Origin of the sequence: Chitinophaga horti (genome assembly GCF_022867795.2) — a bacterium.
Taxonomy (GTDB): Bacteria; Bacteroidota; Bacteroidia; order Chitinophagales; family Chitinophagaceae; genus Chitinophaga; species Chitinophaga horti.
Genome location: NZ_CP107006.1, coordinates 4,223,256 through 4,248,747, shown reverse-complemented (window position 1 = coordinate 4,248,747; position 25,492 = coordinate 4,223,256). Strand labels below are relative to the sequence as shown.

The following is a 25,492-nucleotide window of genomic DNA, read 5'->3' as shown; positions in this document are numbered from 1 at the left end:
CACACTGCGTTTTTTATAGTTCACTATGATGATTAAAGGCTTACTCCGCGTTTCCAGGGGATGAAGTCGTCCTGGTGGAGGATTTCGGCTTTGGTGAGCACTTCCCCGCTGGCCACTTTTATGACATGTTCGAGAATGTCTTCGCCCATTTGTTCGATGCTGCTTTCGCCGCTGATAATGGTGCCGGTATTGATGTCGATAATATCAGGCATGCGTTGCGCGAGACGGGTGTTTGTGCTGAGTTTTACTACCGGGGCGATCGGGTTACCTGTAGGGGTGCCGAGGCCTGTTGTAAATAACACCACCGTGGCGCCGGAGCCAACTTCTGCAGATGTACTTTCCACGTCGTTGCCTGGCGTGCAAAGCAGGTTCAGTCCGGGTTTTACGGCGTACTCAGTATAATCCAGCACATCGGTCACAGGAGAGGTACCGCCTTTTTTAGCTGCGCCGGCAGACTTGATCGCATCTGTGATCAGGCCGTCCTTAATGTTACCTGGAGAAGGGTTCTGATAAAAACCTGAACCTACCGACTCCGCCTGGCTTTCGTAGGCGCGCATGATCTTTATGAACTTGTTGGAAATGTCTTCGTTCACGCAACGGTTGATCAGCTCCTGCTCCACGCCGCACAGTTCAGGGAACTCTGACAGAATGGTGGTGCCGCCTAAACCAACCAGCAGGTCGGAAGTGTGACCTACCGCAGGATTGGCAGAAATACCTGAGAAGCCGTCGGAGCCACCGCATTCCAGTCCGATCACGATCTTGTTGATAGGCGCGGGTTTGCGGGCATTTTTGTTCGCTTCGGCCATACCCAGGAAAGTTTCCTTAATGGCGGTGGACAGCATATTAAATTCGGAGCCGCTGGTTTGTTGTTCAAACACCAGCAATGGCTTATTGAAGTTCGGGTTCAGCTTTTTGAGGGCGGTTTGCATGATGCTCACCTGTGCGTGCTGGCAGCCAAGGCTCAATACCGTTGCACCTGCCACGTTCGGGTGATGGATGTAACCGGCCAGCAGGGCGCAGAGCGTGTCCGCATCCTGGCGCGTGCCGCCACAGCCGCCTTCATGGATCAGGAATTTAATACCATCGATGTTCGGGAAAATGTCGTTCCGTTTAACGGTGGTGTTACTTTCCTTCGCCTGGTAGTCTTTTACCGCATCCAGTCCGCCGTTTTTATACAGGTTTACGAGGTCGTTTACCTGCTCGTTATATTTTTCAGGAGGTGCAAAACCGAGGCCTTTTTCAAAGGCGGTTTTGATCACATTTACGTTGCGCGTTTCGCAGAAAACCATTGGTATCACCAGCCAGTAGTTGCGTGTGCCCACTTGTCCGTCGGCCCGGTGGTAGCCCATGAACGTAGCGTTTTGCCATTTGCTTACGTCCGGCGCGGCCCAGTTGAAGGCGGCGTCCTTCTCGTGGAAGGATTCGGCCATGTGTTCGGTATTCGCCGTGCTGATCAGGTCGCCCTTTGCGATAGGGCTCATGGCTTTACCCACGAGCACGCCGTACATCACGATCGCATCGCCGGTGGCCAGGTCGACAATAGGGAATTTATGTTTACCGGGAATATCTTTTACAAGTTGGATCGTTTGGTCGTTAAACTGCACCGTACTGCCTGCGGGAAGGTCCTGCAACGCCACCAGTACATTATCCTTGGGATGAATTTGAAGATACGTGTTCATGATATGCTAAAGTAGGTAATAAGGCCGTGCGCTTTTAATATTATATCCTTAATCCATAATGTGATTTTAACGCGGAATGCTGACCTTATCTGCCCGTTTTTTTAGCTAGTTTAAGCCAAATTTTGATAACCGAAAGCAATTTTTATGCAAACGTTTGCAAAGTTGATGATGATGCGCTAACTTCGGTACCACATTAGTTGTTTTCCACGTAGCCAAATCATTCACTAAAAGTATTCAAATCACTCACCAGTATGAGCATCAATATCGAAACAAGATATGCCAGCAGTCCTGCCGAAACGCGGACCTGGGATACGGCGCAAACCAGGCAAGCATTACACATCAGCAACATTTTTGAGGAGAACGTGATCAACCTGGTGTATACGCATTACGACCGCTATATCGCAGGCGGCGTAAAACCCGTTAAACCGGTAAAACTGGAAACAGCCGACCAGCTGAAATCCACCTACTTCCTAGAACGCCGTGAAATGGGCATCATCAACATTGGTGGTGCGGGTACTATCACCGTGGACGGCGAAGTGTTCGAGATCGGTTTTAAAGAAGCGCTGTATATTGGCCAGGGTAAAAAGGACGTCGTGTTTGCTAGCAACGACGCGGCCAATCCGGCTAAGTACTATATCAACTCAGCTCCCGCACATCATTCGTTCCCTACGCGCCGCGTGACCAAAGCAGATGCGGAAGTGGTAACATTGGGTGCATTGGAAACGAGCAACCACCGTACGATCAATAAATTGCTGGTAAACTCCGTACTGCCAACCTGCCAGCTGCAGATGGGGATGACCGAACTACAACCAGGCAGTGTTTGGAACACCATGCCGGCGCACACACACGATCGCCGTATGGAAGTATACCTGTACTTCGAAGTACCGGAGAAGCAGAGTGTTTGTCACTTCTGGGGACAGCCGCAGGAAACGCGTCACATCTGGATGCAGAATGAAGAAGCGGTGATTTCTCCGCCCTGGAGTATTCACAGCGGTGCAGGGACGAGCAACTATACTTTCATCTGGGGTATGGCGGGCGAAAACCTGGATTATGGAGATATGGACGTTTGTGCTACGACAGACCTCCGATAGGATCAAGTTAAAACATCAGCATGAAGAGGATATTTTTTCTGTTTGCGTTAGCGGTTTATACATCGGCCGCATTCGCAGGCACCAGGCAGGAAACCTACGCGACGGATATTGTACTCACGAATGAACTGAAGATTGCCCGCACCGCGGAAGTAGTAGAAATACCTTACAGCCGCGTAGCCACCCGTATCGGCGCCATTAAAAACGGCGCGTTCAGAGTAGTGAACAGGCGGGGAGAAGAAGTGCCCCATCAACTGGTATACAAGGGACAGTCTACCCCACAAGCGCTGCTTGTGCAGGTAAGCATTCCTGCTTCCGGTTCGCTGCAACTGGCCATCGTTCCGGGTACGCCTAAAGCCGTTGTGGCCAAGACGTTCGGCCGCTACGTACCAGAACGCGCCGACGACTTTGCATGGGAGAACGATAAAGTGGCTTTCCGTATGTATGGCAAAGCGCTTGAAGCGAAACCCAGTGAAAATGCCAATGGTATGGATGTTTGGGCCAAACGCACCAGCGCGCTCGTCATCAACAAATGGTATAAACTCGGAAATTATCACAAGGATAACGGGGAAGGACTTGATTATTATCATGTAGGCTACACGCTTGGTGCAGGCAACATTGCGCCCATGAACGCCGACACGATCGTTTATCCGAAAAATTACCGCAACTACAAAATACTGGACAGCGGTGCGTTGCGCATCTCGTTTGAATTGTCGTACGACAACTGGAACGTAGGCGGCACGCCGGTAACCGTGGTAAAGCGTTTTACGCTGGATGCCGGTTCGCAAATGAACAAAGTAGAAGCACAGTTCTCCTACGATGGAAATAAAGCGCTGCCCGTAGCGGTGGGCATCATCCGTCGCGCCGAGCCGGGAACCATTTTGCTGAACGAAAAAGAAGGCATTATGGGTTACTGGGAACCGCAGCACGGCGACGATGGCACCATCGGCGCTGGCTGTATTTTCACCACGCCGGTGAAGCAGATGGGTACGGATAAGGTGCATTTGCTCACCGTAAGTTCTACCACCAGTAGTGCTCCTTTCGTATACTATAACGGTGCCGCCTGGAATAAAGCAGGCGCTGTAACCAACGACCAGCAATGGTTTACGTACCTGCAGGAATATGCTGCAAAAATTAAAAGTCCCGTTAGAACAGACGTCAAATAAACAACTATGAGCATCATCAATAAATTTGATCTTACCGGTAAAACGGCCCTGGTAACGGGCTGCAAAAGAGGTATCGGTAAAGCGATGGCACTGGCGCTGGCAGAAGCGGGCGCTAACATCATCGGCGTATCGGCTTCGCTGGAATTGACAGGCAGCGAAGTAGAGAAAGAAGTAAAGGCATTGGGTCGCGAGTTCACCGGCTTCCAGTGCGATTTTGGCAAACGGGAAGCGCTGTACGCCTTTATCAAAGAAGTAACTGCGAAGTTCCCCATAATCGACATCCTGGTGAACAACGCGGGTACAATCATGCGTAAGCCGGCGGCAGAACATCCTGATGAGTACTGGGATGAAGTGATCAACATCAACCAGACCGCCCAGTTCATTCTTACCCGCGAAATCGGTAAAAGAATGATCGAACGTGGTAGTGGTAAAGTGATTTTCACGGCATCGCTGCTCACTTTCCAGGGTGGTATTACCGTGCCAGGATACGCGGCCAGCAAGGGCGCAGTCGGTTCACTGACGAAAGCCTTTGCGAACGAATGGGCATCGAAAGGCGTGAACGTAAACGCGATTGCGCCAGGTTATATTTCTACCGATAACACCGCGGCATTAAGAGCGGACGAAGGTCGCAGTAAGTCGATCCTCGACCGCATTCCCGCTGCACGCTGGGGCGAACCGGAAGATTTTAAAGGACCGACCGTTTTTCTCGCATCTGCTGCATCGGATTATGTACATGGTACCGTGCTGACTGTCGACGGTGGCTGGATGGGCCGTTAATCATTACGATCATGAGCAACCGGTCTAAAACCATTGTAGATATCGCGGAGGAGTTAAAACTCTCCGTATCCACCGTTTCGCGCGCGCTGAACGACCATCCGAACATTAGTGCAAAAACTAAGGAGCGGGTGAAAAAGATGGCGCGTAAACTGGGCTACCGGCCCAACGCGCTGGCAGCGGGGTTGCGCAGCAACAAAAGCCGCTCGATCGGGCTGGTAGTGCCGAAGATCTCTATGTTCTTCCCTGCTACCATCAGCACGATCATACAGAATAAATTACACGAAGTCGGTTACAACCTGATCATTTGTCAGAGTAACGACTCGTACGAACAGGAGGTGGAACTGGTAAATGCCTTGTACTCGGCCAGGGTAGAAGGGTTGGCCGTTTCCACCACCCTGTATACGACCGACTTTTCGCACTTCGACATCTTTAAACAGCAAAACATCCCGCTGGTGTTTTTCGACCGTGCGCCGAAAGATTACAACGTGAAAGTGATTCGTGGAGATGATTATGCAGGTGGTTTTGAAGCGACCAGTCATTTGCTGAATAAGGGTTGCCGCGATATCGTGTTCATTGGCGGACCGCTCAGTTGTAGTTTATATACCGAGCGGCTGTCTGGTTACAAGGCGGCGTTGCAGGAACATAAGGTTGCCTTCAAAAAGCAGCGCGTGTTCTTTCACGAGCTAACTAAGGAGAATGCATTACAAACTTGTGAGAAGATATTTGCGCAGGCGCCTTATCCGGATGCAGTGTTCGCAACGAATGATACCACGGCTATCACCATTCTGCAGTATTGCCGCGATAAAGGCATCAAAGTGCCCGAACAGTTAAAGATCGTTGGTTACAGTAATGATCCGCGTACAGAAATTATTACGCCTTCCATTACCTCTGTTGACCAGTACCCCGCCACCATGGCCGAACGCATTGTGGCATCATTAATGGAACTGATACAAGCCAAACATCCGCCGGCCTACCGGCATTCACAGGAAATTATACCTATCCAGCTGATAGAGCGGGATTCCACGAACGGAAAAAATAAAGCAACCAAAAAATAAAATAGCCCACATCATGCGTAAACGCAGTTGCCGGGCCCGTTACGCAATCGTTTGCGTGAATAATTAAATAACCTTTCCACAAATGAACAGCATGAAACAACTAATCGCATTTGCACTATTATTTGGCGCACTCGGCGCCAGCGCACAGGTTTCCAGGAAAGAGATGTTGAAAATTGCCGATGAAAGCCTGGCCTTTTCCGTGAAACAATACAAACACATGATGGACAGTTTGCCCGAAGGTCGCCTGCCTAAAACCACCAATGCTAAAACAGGCGGCCTGGAAACCAGTGGCACCAGCTGGTGGTGCAGTGGTTTTTATCCGGGTACCCTGTGGTATTTGTACGAGTTTTCCAAAGATGAAAAGATCAAAGCGGAAGCCATTCGCAGCATGAAGCTGGTAGAAAAGGAAAAGAACAACAAAGGCACGCACGATCTCGGCTTTATGATGTATTGCAGCTGGGGGCCGCAGTACAACTGGTATAAGGATGAAGCAGCGAAAGAAGTGCTGCTGACCAGTGCCCGTTCGCTCTCTACCCGTTTTAATCCAACCGTGGGTTGCATCAAATCCTGGGACCACGGCACCTGGAAGTTCCCGGTGATCATCGATAATATGATGAACCTCGAACTGCTCACCTGGGCCACCCGGATCAGCGGCGATACGTCTTTCAAACATATTGCGTTGACACACGCTAATACAACGATCGCCAATCATTTTCGTCCGGATAACAGCTCGTTCCACGTAATTGACTACAACCCGGAAACCGGCGCTGTGAATGCAAAGAAGACGGCACAAGGGTTTAACGACGCATCTGCATGGGCACGCGGGCAAGCATGGGGACTGTACGGTTACACCATGATGTACCGCGAAACCAAAGTGAAAGCGTACCTCGATCAGGCTGTGAAAATTGCGGAATTCATTCTCAATCACCCAAACATGCCGGCTGACCTCGTCCCTTATTGGGATTACAATGCACCGGAAATTCCGAACGCTGTACGTGATGCCTCTGCGGCGGCAGTAACGGCTTCTGCGTTGCTGGAATTAAGCACCTTTGTGCCGAAGAACGCATCCGCCAAATACAAAAACTCCGCGGTGAAAATGCTCGTAAGCCTCAGCAGCCCGGCTTACCGTGCGAAAGAAGGGGAGAACAATAACTTTATTTTGATGCACAGCACTGGTCACAAAATGGCCAATTCAGAAGTAGATAAACCACTTTCCTATGCGGACTACTATTTTGTAGAAGCGCTCGTGCGTTACAAGCAAATGGAAGGTAAAAAATAAACATCCCGGTATGGACAGAAGAAATTTTATCAGGGCGGTGCCGCTGGCAGGCGTGGCTACAGCGATACCCGGCAGCGGCAAATTGTTTGCCGAAGCGCCTTTAGATACTGCGAAATCGGAAAGCGACCGTGAATATTGGCTAAAGTTAATGTTGAAGATCAGCAGTCCGCTGCTGGAAGCCCTCAGCAAAGGAGAGCTGCGGAAAGTAATGCCGGAAGAGAAAGCACCCGGCTACAACAAAAAGACCGCCGTCGTGCAAAACCTCGAAGGCTTTGGTCGCACCATCGCCGGTATTGCTCCCTGGCTCGAACTGGGCGCAGACAATACCGCGGAAGGCAAGCAACGTGCGAAGGTAATTTACTGGACGCAGAAGAGTATTACGAACCTTGTAGATCCCGCCTCGCCTGATTATGCGTTTGCACATGGCGACGACGGGCAACACCTCGTGGATGCCGCTTTCCTGGCGCATGGCCTCATTCGCGCACCTAAAACCTTGTGGGAGCCTTTGAGCAGTACCACGAAACAACAAGTGTTCGCGATGTTCCGCAAACTGCGTTACGTGAAGCCCGGGCATTCCAACTGGCTATTGTTCATGGCCATGCTGGAAATTGCGTTGCTCAAATTCGGCGAGCCGGATTGGGACAGGGTACGTATCGACTTCGCGGTAATGAAACACTTCGAGTGGTACAAAGGCGACGGTATGTACGGCGACGGTGCCAACTTCCATTTTGACTATTACAACGCATTCGTGATCCAGCCTATGCTGGTGGATATATTGAAAGAACTGATGGACGCCCGTCGCGGCTCCAGGGCCGATTACGAACTGGCGCTCACCCGCATGAAACGTTATGGCGTTATCCTGGAACGGATGATCTCCCCGGAGGGCACCTTCCCCGTGGTAGGGCGGTCGATGACGTACCGGACAGCCGTATTTCAGCCACTGGCGCAACTCGCCCTGGCCGGACAGCTGCCCGAAGAAATCAGTCCTGCCCAGGTGCGGAGCGCGCTGACCGCCGTGACCAAAAAAATATTCAGTGCGCCCGGCACCTTTGATAGTAAGGGCTGGCTACAACTTGGGTTTTATGGTCACCAACCGGAAATTGCGGATGTATATACCTGTACGGGCAGCCTGTATCTGACCCTGGTCGGTTTCCTGGCGCTGGGTTTACCGGCCGATGCGCCGTATTGGGCCGCCCCGGCGGCCGAATGGACGAACCAGAAGGCCTGGAGCGGAAAAAAGTAAATAAGGATCACGCGATCTGATGTGCCCAACTGACGGGCTTCTATATGATAAAGGGATGGCAGTTCGCCATCCCTTTGTTATGGATGCGTTTGCCGCCACGCCGGATTTTACCTATTTTAGTAGTTGGTGTATAACCATTGGCATGTGTAAAAAAACGGTTTTTAATGATTCATCTTCCGCATCTGGTAATTGATCTTGGCTTAATATTAGGTTCAGCAGCTTTAACCACACTTATATTTAAAAAGCTTAAACAACCACTCGTTTTAGGCTACCTGATCGCGGGATTTTTCGTCGGTCCGCATTTTCATTTCTTTCCCAGTGTTTCGGATGAAGCCAATATTAAGGTATGGGCGGAGATTGGCGTGATATTTCTTTTATTCAGTTTAGGTCTCGAGTTTAGTTTCAAAAAATTGATGAAGGTGGGAGGCTCCGCTTCCATCACGGCGCTTGTCGAAGTGATAGGGATGCTCGGGCTTGGCTATGGCGTAGGCCAGATGTTGGGCTGGTCAACGATGGACAGTATATTTCTCGGTGGCGTACTATCTATTTCTTCCACCACGATTATCATACGGGCTTTCGAGGAGTTGGGCGTGAAAGGCCAGAAGTTTGCAGGATTAGTATTTGGGATATTGGTCGTGGAAGACCTGGTGGCGATTGTATTGCTCGTATTACTTTCCACCCTGGCCGTGAGCCAGCAGTTTGCCGGAACGGAGATGCTCATCTCTGTGCTAAAACTCGTATTCTTCCTGGTGCTGTGGTTTGTTGGCGGCATCTTCTTTATTCCTACTTTATTAAAAAGAACGCGTAAACTCATGAGCGAGGAAACCTTACTGGTGACCTCACTGGGCCTGTGTTTCCTGATGGTGATACTGGCCACGAAGGTGGGCTTTTCACCGGCCTTGGGTGCGTTCATTATGGGGTCCATCCTGGCAGAAACCACGCAGGCAGAAAAGATCGAGCACCTCGTAAAATCGGTGAAAGACCTGTTCGGCGCGATCTTCTTCGTGTCCGTTGGTATGCTCATCGATCCGAAAATGCTCGTGGAATATATTGGTCCGGTGTTATTAATTTCCGCCGTGACGATTATTGGTAAGATGATCACGTCGACCGGCGGTGCGTTGATTTCCGGGCAGCCGTTGAAGTCGAGCGTACAAACAGGTATGAGCCTTGCGCAGATCGGGGAGTTCTCTTTCATTATCGCCACCCTCGGGCTGGACCTGAAAGTGACGAGCGGCTTCCTGTACCCGATAGCTGTAGCCGTGTCCGCGTTAACGACCTTTACCACCCCTTACTTTATCAAATATGCAGAGCCGTTTTATAATTGGTTGGAGGCCGCACTGCCCGAAAAATGGAGCAGCGCGTTAAAGCGATACAGTAGTGGTGCGCAGTCCATATCCGTTGTGAGTGACTGGCAGCGAGTGTTGCGCGGATACATTGTGAACGTGCTCATTTACTCCGTGATCCTGCTGGCCATTACCCTGGTCGCCTCGTCTTACCTGCGCCCGTGGGTAGAGCGTAACCTGGCGGGTAATGGTTATGCCACGATTGCTACGGTGGCGCTAGCCCTGCTGGTGATGTCACCTTTCCTTTGGGCGCTCGCAGTACGGCAGGTGCATTCCGACACTACCGCTAAATTATGGCAGCAATCCAAATACCGCGGGCCTATCGCCATCCTGCGCACATCGCGTTTGCTAGTGGCGGTGTTTTTCGTGGGATTTGTGGTGGACCAGTTCTTCGCCTTCTATGTGGCGTTGCTGGCTACTTTGGGCATATTAGGCATCCTGCTGCTGTTTACTAAAAAGATACAACGCTTTTACGATAAACTCGAAAACCGATTCATCAGCAACTTCAACGAACGCGAAGCCAAAGCCCTGGAAGCCCAGGCCCGCCGCGATGCGCTGGCTCCATGGGACGCTCACTTAGCCTCGTTCGAAGTACGCCCCGAATCGCCCGTTGTCGGCAGAACATTGCTGGAACTCGGTTTGCGTGAACAATATGGCGTTAACGTCGCCATGATCGAACGTGGTAAAATGATGCTTACCCTGCCCGACAAAGACGAACGCTTGTACCCCGGTGATAAACTGGATGTAATCGGTACGGACGAACAGGTGAAAAAATTCTCCGCCTTCCTCGAACCGGTATCCCGCGAGGACGAGCCGCAGCGTAAAAGCGAAGTGGTGTTACGCAGCTACGAAGTGTTTGGCGGATCGCATGTGATGGGCAAAACCATCCGATCCTCCGGCATCCGCGAACAGGGCCATGGTCTGGTTGTAGGCATCGAGCGCAATGGCAACCGCATCCTCAATCCCGACAGCACCCTTGTATTGCAGGAAGGCGACATCGCCTGGATCGTGGGTAACCCGAAACGTTTGCCAGCCTTGTTCAGGGTGAAGGAGAAGAAAGAAATTAAGAGTTAGCCATCTATATCAACTTTTCTCATCCGCCGTTGTGTCACTCACTTCAACTATCGCAAAAAGCCCGCCGGGCCAGTGTGACAGCCGTTGAAGTGAGTGACACAACGGGGGATGAATAGCGGAGAAAATGCCCGTCCCCAAAAAATCACCATTCGTTTACGTACACTTTGTATCTTACCAGCACACTAGTAGGTGATGGAACAATAAAATACACGTATGAACATTTTTAGCCTCGACAAGAAAGTAATTATCGTTACCGGCGCCACGGGCGTGCTGGGAGAAGCATTTGTAAATGGCATCGCGGCCGCAGGTGGCAGGCTGGTGCTGATCGGACGTAAACTCGACATTGCGCAACAACGCGCCGATGAAGTGAATAACGCGGGCGGTGAAGCCATAGCAGCAGCGGCGGATGTACTGGACGAAGCAGCCCTGCTGCAGATCCGCGACAACGTACTGGCTAAGTGGGGCCGCATCGACGGACTTGTGAACGGTGCCGGCGGTAACATGCCCGAAGCCGTGGTAGCACCCGGCGACGACCTGTTTAGCTTTAGCATTGACGGTATGCGAAAAGCCTTTGACCTGAATCTTTTCGGTACCATTCTGCCTACACGCATCTTTGGCGAAGCGATCGTAAAGAACGGTGGCAGTATCATCAATATATCTTCCATGGCCGCTTCGCAGGCCATTACCCGCGTACTGGGTTACTCCATGGCTAAAGCGGCTGTCGATAACTTCACCAAATGGATGGCAACGGAAATGGCTCAACGTTATGGTGATAAAGTGAGGATGAATGCTATTGCTCCGGGCTTTTTTGTGACGCATCAGAACCGCTCGTTGCTGACAAATACAGATGGTACGTACACCGAACGTGGCGGCAAAGTGATTAACAACACGCCAGCCGGCCGTTTCGGGGCGCCCGATGAATTGATTGGCGCGCTGGTTTGGCTGTTAAGCGATGCGAGTGCTTTTGTGAACGGACAGGTGATTAGTGTAGACGGTGGGTTTAGTATTTACTCCGGCGTTTAAGATAAAAAAGAGGCTGCCCGTTCAGGCAGCCTCTTTGCATATTATGCCGCTTTCTTCGCAGCCGGCTTCGTTTCTTTTTTAGCCGGCTTCTTCTCTTTGTTCTCTTTATAACGCATATCCGGTGTGCCATCCTTCTTCTTCGGGCCCTCGGATTTTGCTTCCTTGTTTTCTTTGTAACGTTTATCCGGCGTACCGTCTTTTTTCACATGTTCGGTAGCAGGTTTTGCTTTTGCAGCTTTCTGTTTTTCCTGCGCGAAAGCGACGGAGGCAGTCATCAGCAATGCCAGTGCAGCGGTGATAAGTTTTTTCATAGATGATTAGGAATTAGGATGGAAAGGTAGATTATTTTTTATAATATATTTAATCTATCTCCTTAAAAAGCAATTAAAAAAATCGCTTATCTTGATCGCCAGTCATGAAAAAGAAGGATAAATTATACCGCGCAGCCATTCAGCATAGCCAAGCCGACCTTCCAGCGGTGTTCGACCTGTTAACGCAGGCGCACGATGCTGGCAGCCACGAAGCCGCCTACACACTTGCCACCTGGTATTTGTTCGGCAAACATGTAAAGAAAAATATGAAGACGGCCGTGAAGTTTCTGCAATTTGCTGCGGAAGGGGATATCGCGGAAGCGCATTTTGATCTGGCCGTTTGTTACGAAACCGGCAAGGGTATTGAAAAGGATGTGCGTAAAGCATTTCTGCATTATATGGAAGCGGCGCTGCTCGGCGACAAAGGTGCTATTTATGAAGTAGGACGTTGCTTTTATCATGGCGTTGGTGTCGAGGCAGACCAGGAGTTGGCGAGAATATGGTTAAGCAGGAGTGAAGGCAAGAAGGAGTAAGTGCAGGCATTACATCAGCGAATAAAATTTTTTTTCTATATATTTGAATTTCAGTATTTATTTTTCATCTGTACCACGAGACACAAACCTACGCCGTCCCGCTATCCGGAAACCCATGCGTAATGTTTACTGTTTTACGGTCTTATTCTTTCGAAAATTAGTGAGGGAGCATGCCGGCTATGTTCGGCAGATGGAGGGTTTAAAGTTTTGTAAATGACGGCAATCGAGTTGATTTTTTCCCGGCCCCAGTTAGCGGCCGAAGAACTGGCAAATCTGGAGGACAGTATTTATGGTTTGTTGGATGAGCTTTACCGGAATGAACATATCCTAACTGACGATCCGGTTTTAATTTATGATGACGGACAGGTAAAAGTGTATGTGAACTGCCCGTTCGTTTCTTCCATGGAAGCAACGAGTTTTGGGGGAATGGTATTACGGCATCTTAACCGCCTCAAGACGGAATACAATGTGGAAATGCATCACCGCGTAGTCGGTAAAAATCCTTTCACCTGGCAGCCTCCCGAGTTTAAAGGTCACAGCCTGTTACTGTGGGGAAGTTACCTGCCACTCCGCTCCATGCAAACGTTCGATTACCTGCCGCTGTATCTCATTCCACCCACGGATGCCGACAATGAAGGCCACGGCGATATCTATTTCTGGAAAAAGGACTTTGAGCAACTATATAGTTTGTGGATGCGCGGCAAGGTAGACGAATCGCGTTTCGATTACTACCTTTCATCGCCTGACAGCGATTTCAACAAATAAGGTCTTGCCCTGCGCCAGCGCATCGAAGAAAAGACCGGCGTCGACTGTTACTACTCGTTGTTCAACTATGAGCGTGAGATTCCCGTTTGCCCATCTTGCGGTGGACAATGGGAGTTAGAGACACGGTTATTCGATCAGTTCGATTATCAGTGCGATCGGTGTAAGATCGTTTCGAATAAACCTTTTGAAGATTAATGAATGAAAGAGGCTGCTGGATTAGCAGTCTCTTTTGTTTTCCCCCACTGTGTAACCCCGTCACCCTACAGTCCCTCGCATTCCCCAATCTCCACGGCCAGCCCATCCGCAAACGCCCGCCTACATTGTCTCTACAACAGCTGTGCTGTAAGGTTTTGGCATGATAGTTTTTTAACGTATTACATGTAAACACCACATTTGACGATGGAACAGACCATGAAAGCCGCGCTGAAAACAGAAGAAGGAACGTTCGAAGTAACCGATGTAGATATACCGGAAATACCCGGCGACGATTGGGTGCTGGCGCGTATTCGCGTTGCAGGTATCTGTGGTACGGATCTTCGTCACTGGAAAAAGAAGGAACCCGAGTTGGTACACGAGATTATGGGTCATGAAATGGCGGGTGAGGTAGTGAAGATAGGCAGCGCAGTAAAGCATGTAAAGCCCGGCGATCGCGTGGTGATAGAAACTGTGTTGGGTGATGGTGACTGCGATTGGTGCCGGGTGCAACAATACAATCTTTGTCCTAATCTGTACAAAGTGCGGATGAAAACGGTGTCGCGGGCTTTTGCATCGTACGTAACCGGTCCGGCTACGAAGTTTCACAAGCTGCCGGACCATGTAAGTTTTGAAGAAGCGACGGTGTTGGATACGTTTTCTGTTTGCATGCATGCCATGCAGTTGAGCGGCATCCGCATAAATGATACGGTAGTGATCATTGGTGCGGGACCTATCGGTTTAGGCCAGCTGCAACTGGCTAAGGTGGCGGGTGCTACGGTGATCATTACTGACGTGGTGGACAGTTCGCTGGAGCTGGCAACATCACTCGGGGCAGATCTTGTTATCAATACGAAAAAAGAAAATGGAGAAGATTCAATACGTCGCTTTACACATGGGCGCGGGGCGGACATTACATTCGAATGTGCCGGCGGTCCATCGATGCCCGAAACGCTGAAACAGGCGGTGCTCTACACGCGCATTGGTGGTAAGATAGTGATCGTAGGCGGCTTCGACCCCGGAGATATAGCGATCCCATTGCCCTGGCAACATATCCAGATCGCAGAAATACAACTGATCCCAAGTGCGAGTTATTCGTTCTGGGGCATTGACTCAGAAATGAGGATGTGCCTCGATTTGTTGGCGAAGGGCAGGATCAATGCAAAAAAGATGATTACACATAGTTTTTCGATAGACGATATCAATGAGGCATTCGAAACGGCTATGGATAAAGAGAAAACGGGCGCTGTTTTCGTAGCGCTCACTATTTAAAGACACAACCATTTTTCACCTTAAAGCTGATATTATGCTGGCAATGAATTACCGCGGTCCCTACCGCATACGCGCAGACAGGGACATGCCTTACCCGGAAATACAGCACCCGGGCGACGCCATTGTGAAGGTAACCCGATCCTGTATTTGTGGTTCTGATTTACACCTGTATCATGGCCTGGTGCCGGATACGCGCATCGGGACTACGTTTGGACATGAATTTACCGGCATCGTGGTGGAAGTGGGGGCAGAAGTAACGAAACTCAAACCTGGTGATCATGTGCTGGTACCTTTCAATGTGGCCTGTGGTTCCTGTTCTTTCTGTAAGCAGGAGTTGTTTGGCAATTGCCATGAATCTAACCCGCAGGCTACCGCAGTAGGTGGCATCTTCGGGTACTCGCACACGGCGGGCGGCTTCGATGGCGGACAGGCAGAATATGTGCGTGTGCCATTTGCGAATGTAGGACCTGAAATTATTCCGGACTGGATGGATAACGATGATGCAGTAATGCTTACCGACGTATTCCCCACCGGCTACCAGGCTGCAGAAATGGGTGGTATTAAACCGGGAGATACGGTGGTCGTGTTTGGCGCCGGACCGGTTGGTATTATGGCCGCCAAATGTTCCTGGTTATTCGGGGCAGCGCGCGTAATCGTCATCGATCATATCGAATACCGGTTAGATTTCGCCAGGCAGTATGCGCAATGTGAAGCATACAACTTCCGCTCGATTGAAGATCCGGTGCTTTTTATTAAGAAGATGACGGACTTCTATGGCGCAGATGTTTGTATTGATGCGGTTGGCTGCGAGGCCGCTGGTAGCGCATTGCAAACGATCACCGGCCGTAAATTGATGCTACAGGCAGGTTCGGCTACGGCGTTGCAATGGGCGATCAACTCGGTGAAGAAGGGCGGCATCGTCTCGATCGTTGGCGTGTACGGCCCGACGATGAACATGGTGCCCATCGGTAACGTGGTGAACAAAGGGCTCACGCTGCGCGCGAACCAGGCATCTGTAAAACGCCTGCTGCCAAGGCTGATCGAACATATCAAAAATGGTCATGTCGATCCGAAAGGATTGATTACCCATAAATTGCCGCTGGAAGAAGTAGCCGATGCTTACCGCATCTTTTCTTCCAAGCTGGATAACTGCCTGAAAACAGTGCTCATTCCATCTTAAAAAAGTACCATTATGGAAAACGCAGAATTATTCGCTCATATCAAAGGCTGGGGCGTGGATGCAGATCCCGCGAACGAACCCACCTACCCGATGAAAAAGTATACCGGCGACGATCATAAACGCCTGAACTACGAGCGGCCGACGCAGCAGGCGGTGGATGTAGAAGTGTTGCATTCCAACGAACGGCCTGGCGTAACGGCAGTATTCGGTACGCCAAACCCGCCAACGGGCATCAGCGGCGCCATTCGCCGTTATGCGTTCCGGTACAGTGAGGGCAGCTTCGCGCACTGGCTGCCATTATTGTTAGCCGATCGCGTACAGATGGTGGAAGAAGTCGTGAATGATTTCAAAAAAGGTACGCCACCCAACCTGTTCCGCGAAAAGGGATATGCGGCTGAATGGAAATACAACCGGCCTGCTGTTATCAAGAAGGGGCTGATTGCCGCAGCGGTAGGACTGCTCGTCATCGCTGCAATCTCTCATAAAAAAAGAAAAAGAATGGCGATGGTTGAATGAAGGTCCTTCTTGCCATAGGACCTGCGATGCCCGTGGTTTATTCCACGGGCATTTTCAAAAATAAAAGAGCGCAGCCAGGTGGCCGCGCTCCGCAAAAAACAGGGTTTGTCATTAATGATATAGACCATTTTCCTGCAGATATTGTTTCCACATGGCAGGATAATCTGTTTGAATAATATTAGCCCCTGCTTTCAATCGCTCACCAAAAGCAGTTTTGTCGCCGGCAGCAATACGTTTGTCCGTATCGCCCAAAGAGTTGATCCATGCACGGGCACCTTTTGCTTTCACTTTCTCTATAACAGCCGGCGTGTAATGATCATCGTCCAGGTGAAAGGCGTTGGCGGCACTTACCTCGTCTACTTCCGCTTCGGAGTGCGTACGCACCAGCGTTTGAAAGCCGGAATCTTTTACAGGCTTTGCGAAACGATGGTCGTATAAAAAGAACAGGCTGTTCTTTTCGGTACCAGTTTTACGCACCACTTCCATAATCTTGTCTACACAGGTTTCAGTTTTAATGTCCAGGTCTACGAGGATTTTGCCCTTCGTGAACAGCAAAGCCTCTTCCAGCGTAGGTACGATCTCGTTAGTTAGCTTTCCCCCGTGTTTCAGTCGCAGGGCGCGGATTTGAGCGAAGGTAAGTTTGTCTACATCGCCTTTGCCGTTAGTGGTGCGGTTAACGGTTTTATCGTGGATCACTACGAGCTGTCCGTCTTTCGTGCAGCGTACGTCCAGTTCAATAATGTCGATTCCCATATCGATGGCTTTCTTAAAGGAGGCCATGGAGTTTTCCGGGTCTTCGAGATGTGCACCGCGGTGGGCGGCGATCAGTACAGTTTTAGATTCAGCATCCGCAAAAGCTTTGGTGATCTTTTCGTAGCGGTCTTGCGCTTGTGCCGTACCGGCTGCCAACAGGGCGAAGACGAATATCCAGTTTTTCATGCTAGTAATAGTTTTGATTTTGTTCTTCTGACATAGGGCCGGCCGGGTCCAGTCGGTCGATGTGTGTTTGCGGGATCGGTCGCAGGATGTGGAACTCGCGGATGTTGCTGGCGTCCGGGTTGTATAGTTTTACGCGTTCTACCAGTTTTTCACAACGCACCAGGTCTTCCCAGCGGTTTAATTCACCTAACATTTCGCGGCCTCTTTCTTCCAGGATGAGGTTGGTAAAGTCGCCGCTAATGTCGGCGGCGGTCACTTTCATTTGGTCTACGGTCGATTTGGTGCGGTCGGCATAGTCACCACCTTCAAACGTCCAGTACTGGGTGGTTTTCATTTCTCCTTCTTTGTAAGCGGCGCGTTCTCTAACCTGTGTAATGTAGCGGGCGGCGTTGGTGAAATCTCCTTTCAATCCATAGCCCTCGGCCAGCAGCAGTAATGTTTCACCGAAGCGGAATACCATCCAATCGCGGGAGCCGTTCACCTCGTTTGTTGTAGGGCGCCCACCGTCCAGCCACTTGTTTAGGCCCGGGAAGATGTAGTTCATCGATAAAGGTGCGTAAGTGTTCTGCGGATAGTAATGTGCAAAACGTTTATTGTCCTGGATAGCGGCGTTCAGATCGGTCGTGTTGCCGTACATCACCGGCGAGAAATATAAAGCGGTGTCGCCCACCTTTACATCGATCTTGTTACCTGCGGTAGTGGTAATGCCGGTTGCCGCTTTGTTCGCGATATAACCCCATACAAAGGATTTTGCGAAGCGGGAGTCATACATGCGTGTGGCGCCGAACAAACCATTGTACACATAGGGTGTTGGCCTAACGCGACGATACGGACGACCGTAGTAGGTAGAGCGGGCAAGTATTTTTGTATTTACGCCATCATATTGTGGTACGTGGTACAGGTGCATCTGGTTGCCGCTGCCATTGTTAAGCAGCGTGGGCGTGAATTGTACGGCGAAAATTACTTCGCTGTTCACCTGGTTAGCTGCATCGAACAGTTTAGCATAATCGGCCACCAGGCTGTAGTTACCTAGTTCCTTGTTGACGATCTTGCCCGCATAATGAATCACGCTGTCGGCATCGGTAGCGGTACTGCCACGTAATTCTTTTTGGGTAGATGAGGTGGCGCTGGCTTTTACCAGGTACACTTTGGCCATCAGGTGTGCTGCGGCGGCCTTATTGGCTCTACCTTGTGCCGGGGCCGGTATGGGAAGGTTGGCATAGGCAAACTGCAGATCATTGATGATCGCCGCGTATACATCCTTTACCGCAGCGCGTTTGTAGCTGGTCACGATTTTATCGGTCGATTCCAGTACCAGGGGTATTTTACCGTAATGTTGCACCAGGTCGAAGTAGTAGTAAGCGCGCAGGAACTTTGCTTCTGCCTCGATCTGTATTTTACGGGCGGCATTCATATCTACCTTAGGAAGATAAGTAACGGCTACATTACATTCAGAAATGCCTTTGTAATGATAATCCCAATATTGCGAAACCTTCGCTTCCAGGGAGGATAAGGTGGCCAGGTATTGATTGAACGCTGGATTACCATCGGAGCCCAATGCGAACAGGTCGGTGCCGGCATCGCTGAAGGTGAGCGCGCGTTCGCCCATTACGCCAATTCGCATGGTGTTATAAGCGGCCGTTAAAGCGCCCTCAATGCCTTTTTCGGTGGTATAAAGCTGGTAAGAAACATCGGAGATAATTTCTTCGTTCAGGTACTTTTTGCAGGAGGTAGCGGAGAGCAGTAACAAGCCCGCTAATCCCCATTGATATATATGCTTCATATTGATTGCTGTTTAGAGGGTAAGATTTACACCAAGTAAATAAGTAGTCGCACTAGGTTCGCTGAAGCCGGAAGCGCCCTCAGGATCGGTGCCGGGGAAGTTGGTAATCAGGAACGGGTTTTGCACACTGCCGTAAACACGGAACTTGTCGATCTTCAACGTGTTCAACACCTGTTTGGGCAAAGAATATCCAAGAGAAATGTTTTTCACCCGCAGGAAAGATCCGTCATAATAATTCAATGTGCTCAGGTAGTTCACGCTCGCGGTACCCAGCAGTGGGCGCGGATATTCGGCGCTGGCATTGTCAGGTGTCCAGTAATTGAGCTTAGGTTGGTTGTAACGGCCGTCAAAACGCATATCCAGGTTATGTTCGATGGTATGACCTACCATGGCGTACATAAACACCGACGCATCGAAGTTGCGGTAGCGAAAATTGTTGCCCCAGCTGGCGGTCCATTTCGGATCGCGCTGGCCGATGATGTAACGGTCGCTCGCATCGATCTTGTAGTCATTCTGGCGATCGAGCGGACGAATATCGCCGGGCTTAAACGTAGCGCCGTTCGCGTTATACTGCGCCATGGCAGCTTTATCGGCTTCTGTATTTTGCCAGATGCCATTGAAGCCCAGGTCGTACAATACGTTTACGGGTTTACCGATAAACCATTGGTTCGCGATGTCGTCCTTTGCGCCATTGTACAAGCTCACAATTTCCTGTTTGTTGGCAGAAAATATCCAGTCGCTGCGCCATTCGAAATCGTTGTTGGAATAGTTGATAGTGTTGATCGTCAGCTCAATACCTTTGTTACGCGTTTTGCCGATGTTCGACAGTACCTCTTCAAAGCCGGAAACGGTTGGCAGCTGGCGCATCAGCAGCAGGTCGTAGGTGTTTTGCTGGTATACTTCCAGGCTACCGGATACACGGTTCTTTGCCAGGGAGAAGTCGAGGCCGAGGTTGTATTGCCCGGTAGTTTCCCAGGTGAGCGAGGGGTTGATCATTTCTGCGGGTGTAAAACCCAGTACAGATGTTTCACCAAATACATAACGTACGGTATTGAGCTTACCCTGCGTTTTGTAAGGGTTTACACCTGCGTTGCCTGTTTTGCCCCAGCCAGCACGCAGCTTCAGATCGTTCAGGAAAGTGACGTCCTGTAAAAATGCTTCGTTCTTCAAACGCCAGGCGAGTGCGAGTGATGGGAACATGACCCATTTGCGGCCATTAGCGAGTACGGAAGATCCATCGTAACGCGCAGATGCCGTCGCCATATATTTACCCTGGTAATTGTAGTTAATACGACCCATGAACGATGCCATGCTCCATTTGGAAAAACCGCTGCTCACGCCGTTAATCGTTAGCGCAGTGCCTACGTTGTAATACAGTTGCTGCTCGTACGGTAAGTCCCTCACAGAAATATTATAAGCTTCTGTCTGATCGGCCTGTACTGACTGTACCAGTGTAGCATACAGCGTATGACCGCCGTCCAGCGCTTTGTTGTAGCTCAGGATGTTTTCCAGCGAGTACATAAATCTTTTAGCACCGCCGTTTGCCGCACTGGCCGGTGCCTCACCGCCTGCCGCCGCTGTGTTGGAAGCGTTAAAATCATAGTTCTGCACATTACGGTAATCGATGCCGAAGTTGGTACGCAGGTTGAAGTCATTCAGGAAAGTAATGTCTGTAAAATAGTTACCGAGAAAACGATCGTTCTTACGCAGCCTTTTGGTTTTACCGAAGTTGGTTACCGGGTTAGGCGTGCGTGTATTGTTAGTCGGGAACAGTACCAGCGTTTCGCCATCTTCGCCATATGGGGATGCGAGCGGGTTAAAGCTTTTCAGGCCGTAGGTGCTGAATATGTCGGCCCAGCCCGCGTTCTGTGCGGAGTTGGAATAGACGGTCTGTGTACCGATCTTAACGCCTTTGCGCACTTCATGATCCGCGTTGAGGCGAACGGAATAACGCGTGTAGTCCTGGTCTTTCACCACGCCGCTGTTATTAAAATATTCGCCCGATAAAAAGAAGCTTGAGTTCTCGCTGGCGCCGCGTACACTCACCTGGTGGTCTTGCATAACGCCCTGGCGCAGACCGTAGCCGAGCCAGTCGGTGCTTTGCAGTTTAGACGGGTCATACGCGCCGCCTTCCCAGGCACGTGTCATGTTGGCGAGCATGTAGGGTGTAGCAACCAGTTGTTCGTTCTTGAAATCCAGCTCACGGTTAGGTGTAGCGTCGTAAACGCCGCCGAGTGAGTTACGTTGTGCTTCGCGGGAGTATTCTACGAAAGCGGCAGCGTCCATCAGTTCGGGCATGGGCTGGTTTTCCTGGATGCCATAGTAGCCGTTGTATTCTACCATGCTTTTGCCTTTCTTTCCTTTTTTGGTGGTGATCAAAATTACGCCATTAGCGCCACGGTTACCGTAAATTGCCGTTGCAGACGCATCTTTCAGTACCTCTATCGACTCAATATCATTCGGACTGATTTGCGTTATGGCATCCGTAAAAGGGATACCGTCTACCACGTACAATGGTTCGTTGGTGCCTTCGATCGAGCGACTGCCGCGAATGCGTACTTCCGATGGATTGCCGGGCTTCCAGGTTTGTGAGGTTACCATCACACCGGCGATGCGGCCTTGCAGGATCTGTGTAGCATCCGTAGCCGCTACTTCCGTGATCTTATCCGATTTGATGGAACCTACTGCACCGGTAAGGTCTTTCTTTTTCATCGACCCATAGCCGATTACCACTACATCATTCAGGTTCGATGGCGCTTCCTTCATACGGATGATGAGTGAATTATCGGAGTCGGCCTTCAGGGTAAAACTTTTTAACAGGTAAGGTTGATAACCTACAAAACTGAAGGTGAGGTTATACTTTACACCTGGCTTCAGCGTGTTGATGCTGAAGGCGCCCTTTTCGTTGGTGGTGCCGGATAGTTTGTCTTTGCTGCCTTCGGCCGTAACGCTGATGGACACGCCGTACAGCAGTTCGCCCTTCTCGGAGCTCACAACCCCGTTCAACACGGTTTTTTGCTGGGCCTGCAGCGAGAGGGCGCATAGCAACCCTATCAGCCCTAAGCCATAATTTAAAATTCTCGAAATTGACATATACAGTGGTTTGATATTGACAATAGTATCCCCGCACACCGGCGGCGGTGCGTTAATCGGGTTTGTTTGATCGTAATTATTTCATCCTGCGTACCGTGATAGTGTCGCCCTGTTGGGAGAACTGCAGGTTGTTGGCGGCGCTTAACACCGATAAAATAAAGTCCAGCGAATCGTTTGGCAGGAACTCGCCGGTTACCTGCACTCGTCCTATGGCTTTTTGCTGGTAAATGAAATGCACCTGGTAACGTTTGCTCACCTGGTCCAGCACGGCCGTTAATGGCTGCTGGTTAAATGCGAGGCGGCCATCGCTGCCTGTAATGCTGATCGTTTCTTTAGTTGGTGTGGTTTGCTGTGAGCCAAAGCTCGTTACGGCAAACTGGTGTTGTATCGTGTCTATATTGAATTGTTGCCCCGGTTTTAATACCACGTCTTTCATCTTCAGCGAAGTGGTATGCACCTTTACTTTTCCGGAGAAGAGTTTGACCTGTACATGGCTGCCCGGCGCTTCTGTGTTTACCGAAAACTCGGTTCCGAGCGCGGTAGTCGCTACCTCGTTCGCATATACGGTAAATGGATTGTCCGCACTGGCCTTCACCTTAAATTTTGCATTACCGGCCAGGCTTACATCGCGTCGCCCGTCGCGGAACGGCTCGTAGTAACGGAGCGCGGCACCCGGTAGCAGCGTGGCCTGCGATCCATCGTACAGTGTTATTTCCAGCGGCTTTTTACCGGTATTCTGTTTTAAGATCAGTTGTTCTTTAACGATAGTCGTCGCAGCCACTAACGGCGTGGCAGCAGGCTTTGTGTGATATTGATAACCAGCGACGCCCACTATCAGCAATGCCGCGGCTGCTGCAGCCCAACGTGCGATTGAGATGATCCTGGTACGGCGTTGCGGCTGTACGTCTGCCTGTATAGCTGCGTGTATCCGTTCCAGTATTACCTGCGAGCGAGCCGGGTTCATAGCTTCACTGCCATCGCGGAGCGATGACTCGAATTCGCGCTGCATAGCTTCCTGCATGGCTGCATCGTGCTGTTGCAGATAGTCGCTTAGTTGCTGCCTCGTGGTGTCGGAGTGCGGCTGCTGCCAATATTGGTCAAGTAATTCCTGGTGTTTCTTCGTCATCTCACCAGTAAATACAACGGAAGGCGAAAAAGGGGATGCCTTTTGGTGTTACGGAATTGTTACCTGTTTTACTGCTGTATGTAAAGGATCAGCAAAGCAGCGCCAGTGGCGTCTAACGCGGCATGGTGCGTGGTTACATATTCGCGGATGAAGCGGGTGGATTGTTTCAGGTAATCTTTTACAGAGGTGGCGGAGATGCCTAACATGGCGGCAGCTTCGTCGTACGAGCGGCTTTCGAAACGGCAAAGGCGAAATACTTCTTTTTTCTTTTCGGCAGGCGGGATACGGCTTCTTCTACGATAGAAAGCTTTAATTGATACAGTGCTTCGTCTTCCTGCGCATCTTCCGGCGCCTGCAGGTGATCGGCGGCTTCCTGTAATACGAGGGCGGGTTGTTTTAGTTTGTTTTTCAGCCAGTTGGCAGACTTATTATAGCTCACCACGAACAGCCAGCCGGGCACGCGGTCGGCGTCCAGTTGCTGGTAATGTTCCCATAATGCCATAAATACTTCCTGCAGAATGTCTTCGGCGGCTTCCGGCTGCCGTATCATTTTAGAGATGTTGGCGTACACTGCCTGGTGATACTCCTGGTATAGGACGTCAAATTGCTGTATAGCAGCGCGTACATCTTCCATATCCCGGTCTCATTTTAAGCTGACAGCGGCAAAAATACAAGGATCATTGTTGCGGCAAGGTTATGTAATTGTAAAGGAAAACCCGATCATCGACACATCCGGTCTTCATGTACACAAAAAATGGCCGTTCGCCGCAACATTTTGCTTCAGCCCTTGTCTGGCATCCTTTTCGCCTTATACAGGTCAAGTAAGGAAAATAAAAAGCTCCTTTCACCTTTAAAAACAATAGCCATGAAAAAGATGATTTACTTTGGGATGATGTTATTAGGTCTGGCCTTTGTAAAACCAGCCAGCGCGCAGGTCCGTATCAATATAAACATCGGTAGCCAGCCTCAGTGGGGCCCTGCCGGTTACGATTACGCTGAGTACTACTATTTTCCTGATATAGAAACCTACTACTACGTGCCCTCCAAACAGTTTATCTACCGCGATGGCCGTAACTGGGTAAGGCAGAACAACCTGCCAGCCAGGTACCGTAACTACAACTTTTACGATCATTATAAAGTAGTGATCAACGACAGGAACCCCTGGTTGCGCCACGATGTTTACCGTAACAAGTACGTAGGTTACCGCGGCCGCACTAAGCAGGTATTGCTCCGCGACCGCCGCGAGTATGCTTCCAACAACCGTGACAGGTGGGACCGTAATGATCGTAACGACCGCTATGACCGCAACGATAGAAACGACCGCAACGACAGGCATGATAGAAACGACAGAAATGATAGAAACGACCGGAACGACCGTGGCAGGGACCGCGGCCGGTTGTAAAACCAACCTCTCCTTATAATGATCGAAGCGCAGCCATTTTGGTTGCGCTTTTTTCGTGCTCGGAAAGTTGGGGGTATGGCTCTGAAATTTACTACAACGATGCACCGGTTAGCCCCCAAATCGCCATAATACCTTCCCGGCCGCGCTGAAGCTGTATTGCAGTCACCTTCATGAAGGCTTGCCGCTCAGGAACTTAATGTGCCTTTTAAATTTTTTTTGAGGGCTTTCTCACATCTTCCACGAAAAGCGTAAGAATTGTATTATTTTGCACCCGATTTCAAAAACCAATCGTGGAAAAGGCGCTTTTTTCTATGGGATTGCCGTGTGTAACGTCCCGAGTCAAAGATAGAGTGTGTTAGCAAGTCCCCGCGTCCTATATCATGCACGAGATTCGAGAAATCCTTTAAGGCCGTTAACCCGGTCTCATCGTAACCAAGATTTACCAACTTTTCAGCCGGAATTTCCCTATGCTATTTTCCGTATTAAACATAGCGCAACTATTCCAGCCAGTCGCCACCACTACAGGGGTGATGAGAAGTAAGGTTATATCTTTTCAATATTGACTTATCGCTTTTTTTCTCATAAACAAAGTTTAGGTTGACGGGCTGCTCTTCAGGGCGGCCCTATTTTTTTACCCGGTAATTGCCGTTCTT

At 50.2% G+C, this 25,492-nt stretch carries 23 protein-coding genes; 15 read left to right on the top strand and 8 right to left on the bottom strand.

Translation table 11 applies throughout. The features are described 5' to 3' along the window. Nucleotides 1-32: 32 nt before the first annotated feature. On the bottom strand, nucleotides 33-1,679 hold the full coding sequence (locus MKQ68_RS17120) for a UxaA family hydrolase (RefSeq protein WP_264280177.1): 1,647 nt from the start codon (nucleotides 1,677-1,679) through the stop codon (nucleotides 33-35). A gap of 251 nt (nucleotides 1,680-1,930) precedes the next feature. Here MKQ68_RS17120 and kduI point away from each other — a divergent pair, with 251 nt between their 5' ends. The 8 genes from kduI to MKQ68_RS17080 all read left to right on the top strand — a co-directional run bounded on the left by kduI (nucleotide 1,931) and on the right by MKQ68_RS17080 (nucleotide 11,727). Further along, nucleotides 1,931-2,770 (top strand): 5-dehydro-4-deoxy-D-glucuronate isomerase, encoded by an 840-nt coding sequence (gene kduI / locus MKQ68_RS17115; protein ID WP_264280176.1) that lies wholly within the window; start codon nucleotides 1,931-1,933, stop codon nucleotides 2,768-2,770. A 20-nt stretch (nucleotides 2,771-2,790) separates the two neighbouring features. Then, nucleotides 2,791-3,933: a BT3233 family polysaccharide utilization protein gene (locus MKQ68_RS17110; protein ID WP_244842983.1), complete on the top strand. Its 1,143-nt coding sequence runs from the start codon at nucleotides 2,791-2,793 to the stop codon at nucleotides 3,931-3,933. Nucleotides 3,934-3,945: 12 nt separating this feature from the next. After that, complete coding sequence (locus tag MKQ68_RS17105) at nucleotides 3,946-4,710, top strand: SDR family NAD(P)-dependent oxidoreductase (protein ID WP_264283654.1); 765 nt, start codon at nucleotides 3,946-3,948, stop codon at nucleotides 4,708-4,710. 11 nt (nucleotides 4,711-4,721) lie between these two features. Then, nucleotides 4,722-5,765 (top strand): LacI family DNA-binding transcriptional regulator, encoded by a 1,044-nt coding sequence (locus MKQ68_RS17100; RefSeq protein WP_264280175.1) that lies wholly within the window; start codon nucleotides 4,722-4,724, stop codon nucleotides 5,763-5,765. A 91-nt stretch (nucleotides 5,766-5,856) separates the two neighbouring features. Further along, nucleotides 5,857-7,044 carry a glycoside hydrolase family 88 protein gene (locus MKQ68_RS17095; protein ID WP_264280174.1) on the top strand — a complete coding sequence of 396 codons (1,188 nt, stop codon included), beginning with the start codon at nucleotides 5,857-5,859 and terminating at the stop codon, nucleotides 7,042-7,044. A 10-nt stretch (nucleotides 7,045-7,054) separates the two neighbouring features. Continuing rightward, nucleotides 7,055-8,287, top strand: a complete 1,233-nt coding sequence (locus MKQ68_RS17090) for a DUF2264 domain-containing protein (protein ID WP_264280173.1) — start codon at nucleotides 7,055-7,057, stop codon at nucleotides 8,285-8,287. Nucleotides 8,288-8,451: 164 nt separating this feature from the next. Continuing rightward, on the top strand, nucleotides 8,452-10,704 hold the full coding sequence (locus MKQ68_RS17085; RefSeq protein WP_264280172.1) for a monovalent cation:proton antiporter family protein: 2,253 nt from the start codon (nucleotides 8,452-8,454) through the stop codon (nucleotides 10,702-10,704). Between the two features lie 213 nt (nucleotides 10,705-10,917). Continuing rightward, nucleotides 10,918-11,727 carry an SDR family oxidoreductase gene (locus MKQ68_RS17080; protein WP_264280171.1) on the top strand — a complete coding sequence of 270 codons (810 nt, stop codon included), beginning with the start codon at nucleotides 10,918-10,920 and terminating at the stop codon, nucleotides 11,725-11,727. Between the two features lie 41 nt (nucleotides 11,728-11,768). Here the strand turns inward: MKQ68_RS17080 and MKQ68_RS17075 are convergent, their stop codons facing one another. After that, nucleotides 11,769-12,038 (bottom strand): hypothetical protein, encoded by a 270-nt coding sequence (locus MKQ68_RS17075; protein ID WP_264280170.1) that lies wholly within the window; start codon nucleotides 12,036-12,038, stop codon nucleotides 11,769-11,771. A gap of 104 nt (nucleotides 12,039-12,142) precedes the next feature. Here MKQ68_RS17075 and MKQ68_RS17070 point away from each other — a divergent pair, with 104 nt between their 5' ends. From MKQ68_RS17070 to MKQ68_RS17050, 6 genes are all read left to right on the top strand, one after another. Further along, entirely contained in the window at nucleotides 12,143-12,571 is a 429-nt protein-coding gene (locus MKQ68_RS17070) for a tetratricopeptide repeat protein (RefSeq protein ID WP_264280169.1), read from the top strand. 213 nt (nucleotides 12,572-12,784) lie between these two features. After that, a complete protein-coding gene (locus MKQ68_RS17065) occupies nucleotides 12,785-13,336 on the top strand; it encodes a DUF2310 family Zn-ribbon-containing protein (RefSeq protein WP_490715591.1) in 552 nt (183 codons plus the stop codon). Nucleotides 13,337-13,393: 57 nt separating this feature from the next. Next, nucleotides 13,394-13,531 (top strand): DUF8594 domain-containing protein, encoded by a 138-nt coding sequence (locus MKQ68_RS26015; protein WP_490715590.1) that lies wholly within the window; start codon nucleotides 13,394-13,396, stop codon nucleotides 13,529-13,531. A 204-nt stretch (nucleotides 13,532-13,735) separates the two neighbouring features. Beyond that, nucleotides 13,736-14,800 carry a zinc-dependent alcohol dehydrogenase gene (locus MKQ68_RS17060; RefSeq protein WP_264280168.1) on the top strand — a complete coding sequence of 355 codons (1,065 nt, stop codon included), beginning with the start codon at nucleotides 13,736-13,738 and terminating at the stop codon, nucleotides 14,798-14,800. Between the two features lie 34 nt (nucleotides 14,801-14,834). Next, entirely contained in the window at nucleotides 14,835-15,980 is a 1,146-nt protein-coding gene (locus MKQ68_RS17055; RefSeq protein ID WP_264280167.1) for a zinc-dependent alcohol dehydrogenase, read from the top strand. 12 nt (nucleotides 15,981-15,992) lie between these two features. Next, nucleotides 15,993-16,496 (top strand): hypothetical protein, encoded by a 504-nt coding sequence (locus MKQ68_RS17050; RefSeq protein WP_264280166.1) that lies wholly within the window; start codon nucleotides 15,993-15,995, stop codon nucleotides 16,494-16,496. Nucleotides 16,497-16,607: 111 nt separating this feature from the next. On the opposite strand, the gene MKQ68_RS17045 is transcribed toward MKQ68_RS17050, so the two are convergent. The 6 genes from MKQ68_RS17045 to MKQ68_RS17020 form a co-directional block, all read right to left on the bottom strand. Further along, entirely contained in the window at nucleotides 16,608-17,435 is an 828-nt protein-coding gene (locus MKQ68_RS17045) for a glycerophosphodiester phosphodiesterase family protein (RefSeq protein ID WP_264280165.1), read from the bottom strand. Between the two features lies 1 nt (nucleotide 17,436). Continuing rightward, entirely contained in the window at nucleotides 17,437-19,218 is a 1,782-nt protein-coding gene (locus tag MKQ68_RS17040) for a RagB/SusD family nutrient uptake outer membrane protein (RefSeq protein ID WP_264280164.1), read from the bottom strand. 12 nt (nucleotides 19,219-19,230) lie between these two features. Further along, entirely contained in the window at nucleotides 19,231-22,311 is a 3,081-nt protein-coding gene (locus MKQ68_RS17035; RefSeq protein WP_264280163.1) for a SusC/RagA family TonB-linked outer membrane protein, read from the bottom strand. 76 nt (nucleotides 22,312-22,387) lie between these two features. Continuing rightward, entirely contained in the window at nucleotides 22,388-23,437 is a 1,050-nt protein-coding gene (locus MKQ68_RS17030) for a FecR family protein (protein WP_264280162.1), read from the bottom strand. 68 nt (nucleotides 23,438-23,505) lie between these two features. Then, nucleotides 23,506-23,721 (bottom strand): sigma factor-like helix-turn-helix DNA-binding protein, encoded by a 216-nt coding sequence (locus MKQ68_RS25955; protein WP_432803748.1) that lies wholly within the window; start codon nucleotides 23,719-23,721, stop codon nucleotides 23,506-23,508. Then, a complete protein-coding gene (locus MKQ68_RS17020; protein ID WP_264280161.1) occupies nucleotides 23,637-24,071 on the bottom strand; it encodes an RNA polymerase sigma factor in 435 nt (144 codons plus the stop codon). Before MKQ68_RS17020 ends, MKQ68_RS25955 begins: the two co-directional genes overlap by 85 nt. Nucleotides 24,072-24,302: 231 nt before the next feature. Between MKQ68_RS17020 and MKQ68_RS17015 the strand changes: the two genes are divergently transcribed. Then, nucleotides 24,303-24,839, top strand: coding sequence for a hypothetical protein (locus MKQ68_RS17015; protein WP_264280160.1), 537 nt, complete (start codon nucleotides 24,303-24,305; stop codon nucleotides 24,837-24,839). The last annotated feature ends 653 nt before the right edge of the window (nucleotides 24,840-25,492 follow it).